At 55.1% G+C, this 15,103-nt stretch carries 20 protein-coding genes and 1 pseudogene; 8 read left to right on the forward strand and 13 right to left on the reverse strand.

All coding sequences use genetic code 11. The features are described 5' to 3' along the window. Nucleotides 1–51 precede the first annotated feature (51 nt). Entirely contained in the window at nt 52–621 is a 570-nt protein-coding gene (locus ACFKSJ_RS09990; protein WP_440949654.1) for a hypothetical protein, read from the forward strand. A gap of 826 nt (nt 622–1,447) precedes the next feature. Beyond that, entirely contained in the window at nt 1,448–1,762 is a 315-nt protein-coding gene (locus ACFKSJ_RS09995) for a helix-turn-helix domain-containing protein (RefSeq protein WP_440949655.1), read from the forward strand. Between the two features lie 112 nt (nt 1,763–1,874). Here the strand turns inward: ACFKSJ_RS09995 and ACFKSJ_RS10000 are convergent, their stop codons facing one another. Genes ACFKSJ_RS10000 through ACFKSJ_RS10015 form a run of 4 tightly spaced genes read right to left on the reverse strand, consistent with a single transcriptional unit; the run spans nt 1,875 to nt 5,195 of the window. Next, on the reverse strand, nt 1,875–2,273 hold the full coding sequence (locus ACFKSJ_RS10000) for a Zn-ribbon domain-containing OB-fold protein (RefSeq protein WP_440949656.1): 399 nt from the start codon (nt 2,271–2,273) through the stop codon (nt 1,875–1,877). Between the two features lie 2 nt (nt 2,274–2,275). Then, complete coding sequence (locus ACFKSJ_RS10005) at nt 2,276–3,442, reverse strand: thiolase domain-containing protein (RefSeq protein WP_440949657.1); 1,167 nt, start codon at nt 3,440–3,442, stop codon at nt 2,276–2,278. Further along, nucleotides 3,439–4,491 (reverse strand): hydroxymethylglutaryl-CoA synthase, encoded by a 1,053-nt coding sequence (locus ACFKSJ_RS10010; protein WP_440949658.1) that lies wholly within the window; start codon nt 4,489–4,491, stop codon nt 3,439–3,441. The genes ACFKSJ_RS10005 and ACFKSJ_RS10010 overlap by 4 nt, the downstream gene beginning before the upstream one ends. After that, nucleotides 4,485–5,195 (reverse strand): helix-turn-helix domain-containing protein, encoded by a 711-nt coding sequence (locus tag ACFKSJ_RS10015; protein WP_440949659.1) that lies wholly within the window; start codon nt 5,193–5,195, stop codon nt 4,485–4,487. Before ACFKSJ_RS10015 ends, ACFKSJ_RS10010 begins: the two co-directional genes overlap by 7 nt. A 118-nt stretch (nt 5,196–5,313) precedes the next feature. Here ACFKSJ_RS10015 and ACFKSJ_RS10020 point away from each other — a divergent pair, with 118 nt between their 5' ends. Genes ACFKSJ_RS10020 through ACFKSJ_RS10030 form a run of 3 tightly spaced genes read left to right on the forward strand, consistent with a single transcriptional unit; the run spans nt 5,314 to nt 6,961 of the window. Then, nucleotides 5,314–5,982, forward strand: a complete 669-nt coding sequence (locus tag ACFKSJ_RS10020; protein WP_440949660.1) for a DUF120 domain-containing protein — start codon at nt 5,314–5,316, stop codon at nt 5,980–5,982. Further along, nucleotides 5,975–6,649, forward strand: a complete 675-nt coding sequence (gene ribB, locus ACFKSJ_RS10025; protein WP_440949661.1) for a 3,4-dihydroxy-2-butanone-4-phosphate synthase — start codon at nt 5,975–5,977, stop codon at nt 6,647–6,649. Before ACFKSJ_RS10020 ends, ribB begins: the two co-directional genes overlap by 8 nt. A 6-nt stretch (nt 6,650–6,655) precedes the next feature. Next, nucleotides 6,656–6,961: a HEAT repeat domain-containing protein gene (locus ACFKSJ_RS10030; RefSeq protein ID WP_440949662.1), complete on the forward strand. Its 306-nt coding sequence runs from the start codon at nt 6,656–6,658 to the stop codon at nt 6,959–6,961. A 37-nt stretch (nt 6,962–6,998) separates the two neighbouring features. Here ACFKSJ_RS10030 and ACFKSJ_RS10035 read toward each other — a convergent pair whose 3' ends face one another. After that, nucleotides 6,999–7,622: a LysE family transporter gene (locus ACFKSJ_RS10035; RefSeq protein WP_440949663.1), complete on the reverse strand. Its 624-nt coding sequence runs from the start codon at nt 7,620–7,622 to the stop codon at nt 6,999–7,001. A gap of 87 nt (nt 7,623–7,709) precedes the next feature. On the opposite strand from ACFKSJ_RS10035, the gene ACFKSJ_RS10040 reads away from it, so the two are divergent. Both ACFKSJ_RS10040 and ACFKSJ_RS10045 read left to right on the forward strand, forming a co-directional pair. Continuing rightward, nucleotides 7,710–8,942: a metallophosphoesterase family protein gene (locus tag ACFKSJ_RS10040; RefSeq protein WP_440949664.1), complete on the forward strand. Its 1,233-nt coding sequence runs from the start codon at nt 7,710–7,712 to the stop codon at nt 8,940–8,942. Nucleotides 8,943–8,994: 52 nt separating this feature from the next. Further along, nucleotides 8,995–9,729 carry a hypothetical protein gene (locus ACFKSJ_RS10045; RefSeq protein ID WP_440949665.1) on the forward strand — a complete coding sequence of 245 codons (735 nt, stop codon included), beginning with the start codon at nt 8,995–8,997 and terminating at the stop codon, nt 9,727–9,729. 294 nt (nt 9,730–10,023) lie between these two features. Here ACFKSJ_RS10045 and ACFKSJ_RS10050 read toward each other — a convergent pair. Both ACFKSJ_RS10050 and ACFKSJ_RS10055 read right to left on the reverse strand, forming a co-directional pair. After that, nucleotides 10,024–10,356 (reverse strand): annotated as a pseudogene (locus ACFKSJ_RS10050) (nucleoside 2-deoxyribosyltransferase); the annotation flags it as partial. 282 nt (nt 10,357–10,638) lie between these two features. After that, on the reverse strand, nt 10,639–11,862 hold the full coding sequence (locus ACFKSJ_RS10055; RefSeq protein ID WP_440949666.1) for a deoxyguanosinetriphosphate triphosphohydrolase family protein: 1,224 nt from the start codon (nt 11,860–11,862) through the stop codon (nt 10,639–10,641). A gap of 117 nt (nt 11,863–11,979) precedes the next feature. Here ACFKSJ_RS10055 and ACFKSJ_RS10060 point away from each other — a divergent pair, with 117 nt between their 5' ends. Beyond that, nucleotides 11,980–12,462: a VOC family protein gene (locus ACFKSJ_RS10060; protein ID WP_440949667.1), complete on the forward strand. Its 483-nt coding sequence runs from the start codon at nt 11,980–11,982 to the stop codon at nt 12,460–12,462. Nucleotides 12,463–12,621: 159 nt separating this feature from the next. Here the strand turns inward: ACFKSJ_RS10060 and ACFKSJ_RS10065 are convergent, their stop codons facing one another. The 6 genes from ACFKSJ_RS10065 to ACFKSJ_RS10090 form a co-directional block, all read right to left on the reverse strand. Then, nucleotides 12,622–13,152 (reverse strand): GNAT family N-acetyltransferase, encoded by a 531-nt coding sequence (locus tag ACFKSJ_RS10065; protein WP_440949668.1) that lies wholly within the window; start codon nt 13,150–13,152, stop codon nt 12,622–12,624. 91 nt (nt 13,153–13,243) lie between these two features. Then, nucleotides 13,244–13,516, reverse strand: a complete 273-nt coding sequence (locus tag ACFKSJ_RS10070) for a KEOPS complex subunit Pcc1 (protein WP_440949669.1) — start codon at nt 13,514–13,516, stop codon at nt 13,244–13,246. Nucleotides 13,517–13,519: 3 nt separating this feature from the next. Then, nucleotides 13,520–13,921, reverse strand: a complete 402-nt coding sequence (locus ACFKSJ_RS10075; protein ID WP_440949670.1) for a hypothetical protein — start codon at nt 13,919–13,921, stop codon at nt 13,520–13,522. After that, nucleotides 13,918–14,052 (reverse strand): DNA-directed RNA polymerase subunit P, encoded by a 135-nt coding sequence (locus ACFKSJ_RS10080; RefSeq protein WP_440949671.1) that lies wholly within the window; start codon nt 14,050–14,052, stop codon nt 13,918–13,920. The genes ACFKSJ_RS10075 and ACFKSJ_RS10080 overlap by 4 nt, the downstream gene beginning before the upstream one ends. A gap of 5 nt (nt 14,053–14,057) precedes the next feature. Beyond that, nucleotides 14,058–14,348 (reverse strand): 50S ribosomal protein L37ae, encoded by a 291-nt coding sequence (locus ACFKSJ_RS10085; RefSeq protein ID WP_440949672.1) that lies wholly within the window; start codon nt 14,346–14,348, stop codon nt 14,058–14,060. A gap of 43 nt (nt 14,349–14,391) precedes the next feature. Beyond that, nucleotides 14,392–15,096 carry a ribosome assembly factor SBDS gene (locus ACFKSJ_RS10090; RefSeq protein ID WP_440949673.1) on the reverse strand — a complete coding sequence of 235 codons (705 nt, stop codon included), beginning with the start codon at nt 15,094–15,096 and terminating at the stop codon, nt 14,392–14,394. Nucleotides 15,097–15,103 lie beyond the last annotated feature (7 nt).

Genomic DNA, 15,103 nt, shown 5'->3' on the forward strand with positions numbered 1-15,103 from the left:
TGTTAATCCTTTAAGATACTATTATATCTCATAGGGTCTTCTCAGGGCCTGGTGAGAAGATTGGAGGAGAAGAAGAGAAAGGAGAATGAGGCCGAAGAGGTTCCAGTCCGCGGCATGGAGCAGGACCTCTCGTCCCGTGTGGAGGGAGATCTTCCGGGAGAATCTCCGGAGGCAGGCCAGGAACCTTCGTCTGAGCCAGGCTACTGGGTTGGGATGAACCCTGAGGATTCGAGTGACACCGATATGAACAAGAGCCGGTTCGCCGTCTGGCCCAGCGAGGAGAAGGGTGAAGAGACGACCACACCAGCGTCGCTATTAAAATCTGCACGGATGGCTCGTTCATCCCGCGAGACCACCGAGAGAATGGCCCGAATCGGGCACGAACTCCATGGACCTGACGAGGTCGTCCTACCAGGTGGAGCGATCAGATCCTCTGACCCCGGCGCCGGGGAAGGGAAGGGCCAGAGGGCAGGTCCCGGTGATATGGAGTCTGGCGGCAGGATGCAGAAAGGTGATGAGGGCAAGCATTCTGGGGAGTGGCGGATCGTCTCTGGCAAGAGCGAGCAGGCCCGTCGTCAGGCAGAGGAACTCCTGAAGAAACGGCAGGAACACGATCTCTAACAATGATCCCTGTATGGTTGAAGGTGGCCTCCCTGACTGATCGCTCCCTCTTTTTTAAAATTTTTTTATGACCAGCCTCAGAGAGGCCGGTTAGTGATCGATGAACCGACGATTACGGGCATGGCTGTATCAGGATATTCCAGGATGTACTAGAAAAGTATATATCTTATTAAACCCCCACAGGGGTGGTGATAAGAATGGTAGAGCATAAGAAGGCTCAGAAAGAGGAAACCATGCGTTCCGAACCTGTGCCATCCCAGGAGACGGTACGCAAAACCACTGGTGGCGTACGTGGTGGCACTCCCGAGCAGCACAGTCTGAGTGCCCGCGGGATCAAGTCCTCAAAGAACCCGAAGAGTTCAAAGAGCACCGGAGGTGTCCGTGGTGGCACTCCCGAGCAGCATAGCCTGAGTGCACGGGGGATCAAATCGAGTGGAATGAGCAGGTCAGCGGAGGAGTCCTCGCGTCATACTTTCAGTCGCCGATCCTGAAGTGTTTCTGGGAAGCGTTCCATGGCAGGTCTGATGGTTTCTGACCGTGATCAGGTCTGCGGGTTACTTCCCCTGCCGGTTGACAATCCCTGAATAGGGGTTATAATATACCTGTATGTCCTGGATGTTCCGCTATTACTAATGTTTAATAGGTTAAAAGTTCAATCAATCCTTATATAGCCAGATGATATTTTGATTGAGCCAGTTGACAGTACCCTGAATGCCAGCACCGGGAATATGCCATGCCCCTCTGCCTTGCAGGAAGGCCCCGGGTTTCGGCTGTTCACCACTGCCCTGGTATGCAACTCGTCTGGTGATCAGGGAGGGATCCCGTTATGGAACATACCCGAGTCAGAGAATTTGTAGCCCTCTCCCCAAACAGCAGAGTATGGGGTGAGATCATCACAGAACCACTGTTGACCGTTGCACAGGTGGCCGCGATCCTGCAGATACGCGAAAAACTTGTCCGGAACCATATCAAGGAGAAACGGCTCAAGGCGGTAAAGATCGGAAAATACTGGCGGATCAAGTCGGAGGACCTCTCAGATTTTATTGAAGGGAAGACCGGGAACAGGATGCCTGAGAGCACGGCGCCGTCCCAACTGGACGGGGATGATCCTGACCTCACCCCAGATTCCGAATCGCTCTGAATTTTTTTGGACAGGTAGAAAGCCCCTGACCTCAGTTTCTTTTATCCACTGGCTGAGTGGAGACAGCCTGAACGAGTCAGGTTTAGACTAGTAAAAAAAGGATTGGACAGCCTTATGGCTGCTCGTCCGGGACGAATTTGGTCCCATAGTAGATTACACCACTGTTCCCCTCGGTCGCGACCTTGCGGAAGACGCTCTTGACCCGCATCCCGATCCTGATCTCTTCAGGCAGGCAGATGACCTGTGCGGTGAACTGGGGCCCCTCGTCCAGTTTGATGATCGCAAGCACATAGGGGGTCTGCTGTGAGAACTGGTCCGAGGCTGACCTGATCACGGTGTGGGTGACGACGGTCCCCTTCCCCTCGAAGGTATGGTCCTCAATGACTCCGGTCCGCCTGCAGTCCGGGCAGAAGGTCCGGGGCGGGAAGAACTTTCTCCCACAGGTTGTGCATTCAGTCCCGACCAGATTGTACCGCTGTGGGATCTTGCGCCAGAATCGTGCGACTGGCATGATCAGACCCTCCCGAGGATATGGACAGCCACCGAAGCCCCGGTACCGCCGACATTCTGGGTCATTCCGATCTCTGCCCCGTCGATCTGTCGTCTGCCGGCCTCCCCGCGGAGCTGCTGCACAACCTCCCAGACCTGCTTGATCCCGGTCGCGCCGACCGGGTGGCCACAAGCTTTCAGCCCGCCGCTGGTGTTGACCGGAAGCTTGCCGTTCAGTGCGGTCACACCCTCTTCGGTCAGCTTGCCGGCCTCGCCCTTCTTACAGAACCCGAGGTCCTCGATCGCACAGATCTCTGCGATCGTGAAGCAGTCGTGCACCTCGACCAGGTCGATATCCTGCCGACCAATCTTTGCCATCTTGAATGCCCGATCTCCTGCAGCGACCGTCGCGTCCATCGTGCTGATGTCCCGCCGGTCATGGAGAGCGATCGTGTCCGATGCCTGTGCGGTGGCCAGCACCTTGATGGGAGTGTCGGTGAACTCGTGCGCCCTCTCCAGTGGAGCGAGGATCACTGCGGCAGCCCCGTCGGTGATCGGCGAGCAGTCGAAGAGCCGAAGCGGATCAGCGACCAGCGAGGAGTTGATGACGGTGTCGATCGAGATCTCATGCTGGAACTGTGCGATCGGGTTCCGAGCCCCATTGTAGTGATTCTTGACGGCGACCTGCGCCAGCTGATCTCTGGTCAGCGAGTACCGGTTCATATAATCGGTGGCGATCATCGCGTACAGCCCGGGGAAGGTGGCTCCGACGAACCCTTCCCACTCACGGTCTGCCGCTGCTGCCAGGGCGTCCACGCTGGTCGGAGTGTCGACATCGGTCATCTTCTCGACCCCGCCGGCGACAACGATATCCTCCATCCCGCTGGCCACCGCGATGACAGCCTGGCGGAACGCGAGCCCGCCTGAACAGCAGGCCGACTCGACCCTCGTCGAAGGGGTGTGCGTTGAAGCGAGACCCGAATAGTCCGCTATCAGGGCACCGATGTGCTCCTGATCGATGAACCGGCCTGCACTCATGTTTCCAACATAGAGGGCGTCGATCTTTTCGCCGGATATGCCGGCGTCCTCGATGGCCATCCCCCCTGCCTCGACGAAGAGGTTCCTAAACGATGTCCCCCACTTCTCTCCAAAGGTGGTACATCCCACCCCAATCACTGCGACATCTCTCATTCTTGCATCACGATCTTTCCTTTGTGTCTTGCATACAGTGCATAGTCCAGGTAGATGGGGTTCTTCAGCAGATCTTCAACTGAAGGGGCCGCCTTCCTGTTGATCAGGTCGGACTCGATGTGATCGGTCACTTCGATGTCGAATGCATCGCTGCCGGCGCCTGACCCGAACGAGGCGACGAAGATCCGGTCGCCTGCCTTCGCGATATCGAGCGTGGCTGCGAGGCCGATCATCGAGGCTCCCGAGTACGTGTTTCCGAGCCGTGGAACCACGAGCCCGGGCTTGATCTGTTCGGGGGTGAACCCGAGCATCTTTGCAACCCGCTGTGGGAACTTGGCGTTGGGCTGGTGGAAGACTGCGTAGTCGTAGTCCTTCGGTGTCTTTCCAAGCTGGTCGAAGAGCAGATTGACTGCTCCCATCGTATGCTTGAAGTAACCGGGTTCACCGGTAAACCTGCCGCCGTGCCGTGGGTAACTCTGCCCTTCACGCCTCCAGAAGTCAGGAGTGTCAGTGGTGAATGAGACGGTGTGGTGGAGCTCTGCGATCGGATCGTCCTTTCCGATGATGAACGCCGCCCCCCCTGCCGCCGCCGTGTATTCGAGGGCATCGCTCGGCGCCCCCTGTGCGACATCCGAGCCGATGGCCACGCCGTACTTGACCATGCCGCTTCCGACCAGGCCCATGCAGGCCTGGATGCCGGCGGTCCCAGCCTTGCAGGCGAACTCGTAGTCGGCCGCGGTCATGTTTGGGGTTGCGGCGATCGCCTCTCCAACGGTGCATGCAGTCGGTTTGACGGCGTACGGATGCGACTCGCTCCCGACATAGATGGCTCCGATCGCTTCGCGGTCTACATCCCGTCGCTTCAATGCGTTCCTGGCCGCTTCGACCGCCATCGTGGCGGTGTCCTCATCCAGATCAGGGACGGACTTCTCCTTCACCCCGAGCCCTGACGTGATGTCATGTGCATTGTCTCCCCAGACCCGGGCGATCTCTTCGAGTTTAATCCTGTACCGGGGAATATACGCCCCATATGTAATGATGCCTACCATTCCTGACCTCTCAGAACTGCAATAATCTTCTCAATCTCCATACTCGTGCAGAGGACCGTGATACGGTCCTTGTCTGCAAGCAGTGGCACAATCGGATGCACCTCCTCGGGAGTGATCCCCTGCAGCACCACACATCGCGGTTTGAACGAGGTGACTCTGATCGCGACCATCGGGGACTTGCCATTCGAGACCCCGTTGAAGATCATCGCACGCTCGGTCGACCAGCCATAGAGTCGGTTGAACTCATTTGAGGAGAGCTGCAGGATCGCATTCTGGCTGTTGATCACCGTATATCCGTACAGCGACTGGTCGAGCGAGCCGCAGAGGTGGGTTGCATTGATCACCTCTGCAAACTCCCGGAGGGGGACCTGGACTGCATATTCATGCATATCATAGATCACCTCGTCGTCGAAATCTGCATAGAGCATCGTGCAGAACTTCTGGATATACCGCCCTCCCTGGGCCTCGTCCATCGAGAGGATCGTGTCGACGATCTTTCCGACGACCGCGGTCCCTGGTGACTTCCGCCTCCCGCTCTCATAGTCGCTGATCACAGACGGGGATACTTCGAGCCGTTCTGCGAGCACACCCTGCGGAATGTCGAAACTCATCCGCCACTTCTTCAGGGCCTTCCCTGGTGAGTCCGAAAGCGTGATCTCACCGGCCATTTTTTCGGCGAGCTGATGACGCAGTCCGGATTTCATGGTATAGCATCTGGGCCGGTATATTAAATAATTAACGAATGGTCATTCGACAGATCACGTATGCACCCCTTCATCCTGCTCCAAAATCCATAAATAGTAAGCATCTCAATTTTGATATATGATCGAAGCAGAGGATCTCCAGTGCCTGAAGGCGATTGCACTGATCGGCGGGTGTAAAGGCCCTGTTCTGGTCTCGTCGCAGACGCTGGCCGGGACACTCGGGATCAGCCCGCAGACCGCCTCTCGGCGGCTCATCGCACTCGAGGCCGGGCTGCTGATCACACGATCGCTCCATCCTGATGGCCAGTATGTGGCGATCACCAGGGACGGCGAGGAGGCCCTGCACCGGGAGTACTCAGACTACTGCAGGGTCTTTGAGCGGAAGGCCGCTCAGTTCCAGCTGAACGGCATCGTGGTCAGTGGTGTCGGGGAGGGGCGGTACTATGTCGGCCTGCCCCATTATCGCGAGCAGTTTTTAAAGATGCTCGGTTTCTCCCCGTTCCCCGGGACCCTGAACATCCGGCTGAACCGACCGAGTGTCCAGGTCAGAAAGAAGCTCGAGTCCGTGGACTGGGTGCCCATTGAGGGTTTCACCGCAGACGACCGGACCTTTGGCGAAGCCAGGGCCCTCCCCTGCAGCATACAGGGATACCAATGTGCGATCGTGGTTCCGGGCAGGACTCATTACCCGGACGATGTGATTGAGGTGATCGCCGCCGAGGGGCTGCGCGAGACCCTGAAATTGAAGGATATGGATACGGTAACCGTGGAGGTTCTGGATGATTGATGATGCATTGAACGCACTGCGCGATGGAAAGATGATACTGCTCTATGACTTTGAAGACCGGGAAGGGGAGACTGATTTCGCCATCTGTGCCGACGCGGTCACGCCGCAGCATATCCTGCAGATGAGGAAGGACGGCGGCGGACTGATCTGCACTGCGATCGATCCGGTGGCCGCAGAACTGCTCAGGCTCCCGTTCGCGACGGATCTACTGCAGGCCTCGGGTGTGGTCGAGCAGGACGGGGATATCCCGTACGACCGCAGGAACCACTCCTCGTTTTCGCTCTGGGTGAACCATAAGAGGACCTTCACCGGGATCCCTGACCGCGACCGCGCCCTAACCATCTCGTCCATCGGGGCCCAGGTGAAGAAGGTACTGGCCGGCGAGGCTGAGACCTTCCATGCCGAGTTCCGGACTCCCGGTCATGTGGCACTGCTGCGGGCCGCGGACGACCTGCTCGCCCAGCGGTGCGGGCAGACCGAGCTCTCGGTGACCCTGGCCCGGATGGCCGGCGTGACGCCGGCCATTGCGATCTGCGAGATGCTGGACGACGAGACCGGCCTGGCCCTGAAGAAGGACGATGCGATCCGGTACGCAGAAGAGCACGGACTCGTCTTCATCGAGGGGAAGGACGTCTTCGACGCCACCGGGATCCCCCGCTGCAAGTGAGGGTGCATGCCGGACGAGCGGTACGAGTATTACCGTGGACTGCTGGTAGATCCCGATCCCGCCACCCGGTGGAAGGGGGCTGAGGCCCTCGGCAGGCTGGGGGATCCCCGGGCTGTCGACGACCTGATCGGGGCGTTGCAGGACGAGGACCGGCTGGTCCGGAAGAAGGCGGTCTGGGCGCTTGGATCTATCGGGGACTCTCGGGCGATCCCACCGCTCCGTGCGCTGTACCGAACAGAAGGGCCTGAGATTCAGGATCTGATCCGGGAAGTGCAGCAGATGCTTCTCCACGCCGCCTCCGGTCGGCGTTAACACCATCTCAATTCTTTTTTTCAGGTTGGTCGCTCTATCAAACGATCGGAACGACCGTCGAGAGGTAGTATCCGCCGAAGAGGATCAGCAGCACACCGCAGCCCCGCAGGACCATACGGTACGCCGGCTCAGGGAGGATCTCGCCCCCTCGATGGACCCCTGTCGAGACGGCCGTGAACCAGCCGAGGTCTGCAGCCCAGTGGCCGGCCATGAAAGCCGCCACCGCCAGAACCCCTGTGCTGAGTGTGTCGACCAGAAACCCGCTTCCGACCGAGAGCCACCAGATCCAGAAGAACGGGTTGGCCACACTGGTCAGCAGTCCGGCCAGGATCGGTCCCTGGGATGTGTTGGTCCCCTCCTGATTCAGCGAGGCCGACGAGGCGCCGCGGAGGGTCAGGAGACCGAATCCGATCAGGGCACAGCCGCCGACCACTGCGATCAGACCGGTATACCCCTGCACCACCGTCGAGACTCCAGCCAGGACCAGCAGGGCGACCAGCGCCTCGATGACGATATGCCCGAGCGTGACCTTCGGGCCGGTGATCCACCCGCCTTTGATCGAGGCGGTGACGGTCGCGACCAGAGTCGGCCCCGGGGCGAGCGCGCCGGTGAAACCGATCAGAAGAGAGAAGAGGAAGACCTCCACCAGGGATGGGGACATTATTCTCTAAAGATGGGTGCTGATCCTATTTTTTGATAGGGGCTCGTTCATCTCATTTATCAGGCCGGATGTCTGACATTTATGAATATGGAGACACCCGCCTGGTCTATTGCCCTCTCGCCGTCCACCGCCGACTGGCGGTTCCGGCAATTCCAGCGGGAGATAAGGGAGCAGGCCTCCGGGGACGTCTCTCCGATCCTCCCAGTGCTGACCCTGGCTGGGCCATTCACCCCCAGGCCGGGTGTCGACTTTCTGATGGTGCAGAACGCCGTCACCTCCGCCGGGGCTCGGGGACCGGCCGGGTACCTGCTCGACGACTGGGGGTGGAGGCGGAACTCATCGGGCTGGGTTCTCGGCTGCAGGGTCATCCCCTCGGCAGCGCTGAGGGCCCTTGCCGATTCATTACATCAGCGTCTCCTGCCACTCGTTGGGGACGGCGGTCTCTCCCCTCCCTGCTGGGAGGTGCCGCTGGTCCGGGTCGAGGGCCGTCAACCACCGGTCTCTCTCTCCACCCCTGCCGCTCCCCTGGAGGGCCGCGGTCTCTTCTCCCGCCTCCTCTCCCGGCTCCGGCCGCGGGCACCGGTCTCTTTTGAGGTCAATTCTGATCTGATACCTCTCTGCCTCCCGCAGGACGGGCTCCGGCTGACAATCTACTCCGAGGAGAAGTCCGCCGGCGGGTACGACCTGGTCACCCAGACCTGGTTGAACCGGTACCGCTCGACATCACGGGAGGCATGGTCCAGGACCCTCGCCGGGTATCGGGAGAAAGCGTTCTGTTCGTCATCCCGGGGAGGGGGACCGCCGTACCTGATCAGTGACCTCCATCTCGGCCACGCCGACATCATCCAGTACTGTAGCCGGCCGTTTCCTGATTGCTCCACGATGGATCGGGTCCTGATCGCCGGCTGGAACCAGGTGGTCAATGCCGGGGACCAGGTTTTCTTCCTCGGGGATCTCTGCGGTAGCGCTGCCCAGGTTCCAGAGTACCTGCCCGCCCTTTCTGGGGCGATCACCTGGGTGCGGGGCAACCATGACCCCTTCTCCGAGGGGAATCCTGAGTGCCTCGCCATGACCGTCGACGGGGTCGACCTGCTGCTGGTCCATGACCCTGCCGATGCGCCACCAGCGTTCGAGGGCTGGGTGGTCCACGGACACACCCACAATCGACGACTCCACCGGTACCCGTTCCTCTCCGTCCGAGAACGGACGATCAACGTCAGTGCCGAGGTGATCGGGTACCGGCCGGTCAGCCTCTCCTGTCTCGTTGAGATGATCCGGACCTCTGACCAGGATCTGCTGTTCCTCCCTTTCCCGGGCTGAGGACAGGTGCCATCCGGAGCCCTTATCTGACCAGACGTGAGATAGTATATCAATGAAGGAACAGAAGAATCCGGGGGCAGGGAAAGGTAGGAAACCTTCTTCGAAGGCAACTCAGCCCACTACTGCGAACTGGAAGAAGATTCTGGTCGTTGGGGTCGGGGTGCTCTTTGTGGTCCTGATGGTCGTCTCCTCGATGGGGATGAGCTGGCTCAATGCATTCACCACCGTTCAGAACGGAACCGTGGTGACCGCGGATCTGACCATTCGAGATGATCTCGGACGTCCGATCATCACCTCGGATAAGGCGATCTACACCGCAGCAGCCAAGGAGAACAAGACGGTCCTGCTGACCGACCAGCTCACCGTCCCGGCAGGTGGAGTGTATGACAATCAGAGCATGCAGTCCCTCCCGGTGACCGCACCGTCGGCGGCCAACTTCACTGTCTTTGGTAACGAGTACCAGACGATGGTGAACGGGCTGATCGGGATGCATGTCAATCAGATGAAGTCGGTCCCCTTCGATCAGAACGCCTCAGAGGAGCAGAACGTGACGCTCAGTTCCATGCAGTTCGAGCAGCTCGGTATGAACTTCACCAACGCGACGATCAATGAGCAGGTCATCCTCTCCCGTGCAGAGGGGCTCGATGACACGACTGATATGAATGCGACCCCAACCGGGTACTCACTCAGGACGACCACGATCGTCGACAAGGGTGCCGACAACCTGACGCTGAGCTTCGCCTACAAGGGCGTCGACCTGACGGTATCGTCCATCGCGACCACCTGAAGAAACACCTTTTTTATTTTCGGTTCAGCCGAATATACTCAAGACTGGGAGGTACTGAGGTCACTGATAGAGTCCTGTTTCTCCCCATACTGCAGTTCCTTCACAAGGGATCGGGCACTATGAAGGGGAGGATCTTGCTAAGATCGAACCTGCCACAGGAGATAGTTCCGTAGATCCTTTACATGGATGGGAGAATGGAGTCTGATGTAGGAGAGGGTAGGGGATCAGAAGGTTAATTGAGGCTAATTTTGGGAATTAAACAGTACTATCTTCTCCCTCTTGGTAAAGTGGTGGTTATAGGTATTTTTCTAGATCTGAAATGTTTTTTGCGATCTTCCCTTTGAGAGCTCCAAGGATCAGTGGGTTATCCAAATTACCCATCAAATATCGAGAATCAGTTTTTAAACCGATGCATTTTTTGTTTAAGGCGTATGCAATGCCCAGTTCTACACATGCCCCTTCATCTGGAACACGGCCATCTAATATGAGGAGCAGAATATCCGACTTTTTAATCTCGTCGACATCAAGATTAAAAATCGTATGTATTGCGCTTTCTTTCGATTCTCCTTCTTTCAACAACTCAGCCAGTAATTTCCCATCTCTTTGTGGAAAAAATGTCAAATACCCTTTTTTTCCACATAATCATTTATTTTTTCATTATAATCTAACTCTGCTCGAGAGAACAGAGGTCCCGCAATATATATCTTTTTTTTCATCTCTTGATCATCTCTCTTTTTTGAATTCTCTCAGTTATGGTTGTCCGATATTTCATAAAATTTCATTTGAAAGTTAGGTTTCAATGAAATGAACATTATGATTGTCTTATCTCTTTTAACAAATTATTACTATTTTATCTGAAACAAAATTCAGTAGTTAAAATCTCGATTTATTTGAAAATTAACCGGATCTTTAGGGGAATTTTCCTTTATACTTATCAAGATTATCAATCTGACCAGAATTATTAATCTGCATATAAATAGTTTCGAAATATCGATCAGTCATCCCTGCAATATAATCTCGAACAATCTCAGTTGGTTTGGGATTTGTTCTGTATTTTTCGGAAATCCAACTTAGATTAAGCATATCCTCGTATATTTTTGATTTTTTATTTTCGGTATCCAAATCGGTTAAAAATGTTTTGAATAAAATATTAAATTTATTTTCTATCTCATCATTTTGTTTTAGTAGAAGGGGGTTATGGTAAATATGTTGATAATTGTATTTTTTTAATTCAGTAGCACAATTTGAGATTTCATCAGAGAATGAGATGGCGTCTTGTTCATAACTATTATTGATTAAATCTTTTATGAAGATATCAAGGATCAGCCAATTGATTGAATTCCAATTTTTCCCTTTTAATATATCCTTACAATTCTTTGGAAATAGATTCTTAATTTCATCGAACAATTTTTTATCGATTAAATTTACTTCGAATGCATCCTGTAAATCTCTTCCTAAGTATGCAATATTGTCTGCAAACCTGACTACACACCCTTCATACGTTAATGGGAAAATTTTTCCCGCTTTATCATTATACTGTATTTTTTTAATTTTTGAATCAAATGAGTTCCAATCTTTTGTTCCCTGTGGTTTTAGTGATTTATTATTGACTTCACCATTATGGCACAAAATTCCATCTAGGGCCTGTATTGTAAGATCATAATCTTCAATCGTATCGAGAAACTGGACACTTTGTACATTGTGTTTGAAAGGACCAATTCCATTCTTTTCACACAGTTTGCTTAAGCATGATTCCCCGAGGTGGCCATACGGCACATGACCGATATCGTGCCCCAGCGAAATTGCCTCAATTAAGTCTTCATTCAAGCCCAGGGCTCTTCCGATTGTTCGTGCAATTTTTGAAACCAGTTGAACATGGAGCACCCTGTGGGTAATGTGATCATTTTCAACGAGAAAAAAGACTTGAGTCTTATCGATATATCGAGTATATGCTCTGGAATGAAGTATTCTGTCTGCATCACGAAAAAACGGAGGACGAATGGTAGGTTCTTCCGGTTTCTCATTTTTTCGTCTTAAATAATCAGAATCTCTCGTAGCATGATCTGAATAGTCCTGTTCTTTGTATTTAATTTTAGCAGATAATTTTTTTGTTATTTCTGGATTAAGTTTCATTATCCAATGTAGATTTATAGGATTTTAAGATAATCACCCTTATAAAAATTCAAACTCCCAATCACTTTCACCCTGCATTCTCTCCGGTTTATCTCCTCCGCCACCTCACATACCTTCATGACAACCAAGTCCCCAGCATTCAAACTCGCCGGCTTCGTCCTCCTCGTCAGCGACATGGAGCGATCGAAGCGATTCTATCAGGACCTCCTCGGGCAGGAGGTCGCCATGGACGTCGGGCTCAATGTGGGGTTCACAAGCGGCCTGGCCCTCTGGCAGAGGGACTATGCCCTGACCGTGATTCATGGAGATGGGGTTGAGCCCCGGAAAGGAAACGACGTGGAGGTCTACTTCGAGACAGAGGCGATCGACGAGGTCTGGGAGATGATCCAGGGCCGGGATATCGCAGTCGTCCACGACCTTCGTGAGCAGCCATGGTGCCAGCGTGTCTTCCGGGTGTATGATCCGGATCAGTTCATCGTCGAGGTTGCAGAACCGATGGATGCGGTGGTCAGGCGGCTGCAGAAGGCTGGCCATTCGGAGGAGGAGATCGTGCAGAAGACGATGATGCCGGCAGAGATCGTCAGGGCGATCCTCGGGTGAAGGAGGTGTCTGTTCATCACTCTGAATAAAGGCCTCTCAAGCAATGCAGCCAAAAAACTATGAGTCATTTGAGGGAAACCCTTGAGGTCTCCTGGAATCATTTTTTGAATAACATGAATGAAAATGTTGAAAAGTGCAGTGACCAATCAGCAGTCCCTGTCATTCATAGAACACTTTGGGGTACACGACCGTTCCTTTCACCTTATCGAGGCTGCCGTCCATCAGTTCCAATGCCATAAAGGCCTCTTTTGAGACGTCAAATGGGGCCTTGATTCCCCAGAGGTGTGCCGGCTTAAACCCGAATCTCGGATAATACGTGTCGTAGCCGAGCACAATCACCGATCTAAAGCCAAGTTCTCTGGCAACCTCTATACTTCTCCTGATCAGGGCGCTGCCGATCCCTTTCTTCTGATGCCGGGGGAGCACAGAGACCGGGGCCAGGGCCAGGGATTCATGCTCCTCTTCGCCGTCTTTGATGACCAGGTTTGTGAGCAGAATATGTCCGACGATCTCTCCCTCATCTTCTGCAACCAGAGAGAGTTGTGGAACAAATACATCACTTTTCCTCAGATTGGCGACTAAAAGATGCTCCGTATGATCGCTGTACTCGGCCTCCGCAAATGCCTTTTCAACAACCTGTTCTGATACCTGATAGTCCTGTTCTGTCTCCTGTCGTATACGTAGCGTCATCGTTACCTGCCCCCTCTCCAGCGTTTAAGTACCATAGAGAAGTGAGTCTATCTAAAAAAGCCTGTTATTTTTTTACCGCGGGATCTTCCGATCAGGACCGGACGGCCTGACCACCACTCCGGATGGCAAGGCCCATCTCGGTGACCTCGTCCGCAACGTTCACGAGCCGGAGCCACATGTTCAGGGCAGCCCGGAGGGCAGCCAGATCCTCGGCAGCGATCGTCATCACCAGCGTGGTCTGGTCGACGCAGGCGAGGTCGACGGTCGACCGCATCCCCTCCTGGTCGATCAGTTCTGGGGCCAGCGCCCGGTACAGGAGCGGGGCCGTAGGCGTACTGAATGTGAACCGTGCCTGATGGATCATTGCTCAATCCCTGAGTTTCAGCAGATACTGCTTCTTCTGTGGACCATCGTATGAGAGGGTCCGGTGTTCGTTCGCTCCCCCGAGCCTGACCTCTATGAACGGAGAGAGTGTTTCAAAGAGACCCTGGTCCGAGACCGTGATCCCATGGGCCATCGTTCCCGCCCGTTCCTGTATCCCGATTGAGTCGACCGTGAACTCGGTGACCGTACTGTTGTCGCGTATCAGGGCGACCCTGATCGACTTCGCCTCGCCAGAGACTAAAAAAAGGAGTGGGCCCCGTTCATTGAGGTCCTGTACACCCATCTTCCCACGGGTCAGGTACTGCCATCCCAGAGCAAATGCCAGCCCTTTTGCAAGGGTTCTTACTTCAGGGACCGGTTTTCGGGAGGTCGTGACGAAGGTCATCGAGCCTTTAACTCTTTGATCCCGGCGCCCCGTTCCTTGAAGAGGATCCGGTGGCCGCAGAAGGGGCATCTGACATTGACGTCGATCTCAACCCTGTGCTTGCACCGTGCGCATTTGTAGGTGGCTGTCACCCGGATCAGGCCTCCTTCTGGAGGGCCCTCTCGATGGTGCGGAGGGCAACGTTATGAACCGGTGTCTGTGGCACATAGGCTCCCCCTGCAAATTTGAAACCGCACTTGCGGCATTCCCAGATCCCGGTACCCCGCCGCTGGACAGCAACGGTGTCACACCGCAGACAGCGGTGGAGTGCACCTGAGACCTTCTCCATCTCGTTCACTCTCTTCCGTACAAAGCGACCGTACCGGCAGCCGAAACGTCCGGAACTACCAGTGACCTTTCCTTTTGCTTTCTGATGATGGCTGGCCATTCTCATTCACCCCGAATTTATCTTTATCTATTGGTTCTCTGACTTAATATATCTGATTGAGTTTCTTGACCTCGCCTTCACCCTTGGTGACCCGGTTGATGGTCGTATAAAACTCGTTCTGAATGCCGGCCGGGATCCTGACGACGCAGACCCAGGACCCGTCCCGCTGCCATTCGTCCTTCTCGATCACTGAGCCCGACTGGATCTCAGGATAGGCCTTGGCCGCGTAGTCCGGCGGGATCTTCACGGCGAGCCGGAGTTCCTCGAACCGGATCGGGATCAGCGGGCGGAGTGCCTTCATCGTGTCCTTGACCAGTTCGTCAAGGTGCCTGAACGGGTCGATGTTCACCCGGGCCTCCTCCATCGCCATCTCAATCCGCGTTGGCGGATGCGGGTACCCGGTCTGCGGGTTCACGGCATTACGGGCGATGAAGTTCACCACCTGTTTGCGCTTGTCCGCGATCAGATGCCTCCGCTGTTCAGAGGTCAGGTGAATCTCTCCCTTCTCGATGATCCTTTTAGCGATCGTCGGGAAGTCCAGCGTTCCAAAGACCTTCTGCAGGGTCTCATCCGATGCCCGGTCCCCGCGGGAGGCGTTCTCAAAGATATTGAGCGCCGCGACGATATCCTCGATCTCGATCGGCTCCCCCTGCTTGAATCTGCTCGCCTCGTCCGGGTCGACGAGCAGTTCAAACCGTTCGGCATGGCTCTCCAGCCTGGCCACCACGGCTTTATCCAGTGGAATCATGGATACA

The sequence above is a fragment of the Methanosphaerula subterraneus genome, from assembly GCF_052055875.1.
Lineage (GTDB): Archaea > Halobacteriota > Methanomicrobia > Methanomicrobiales > Methanospirillaceae > Methanosphaerula > Methanosphaerula subterraneus.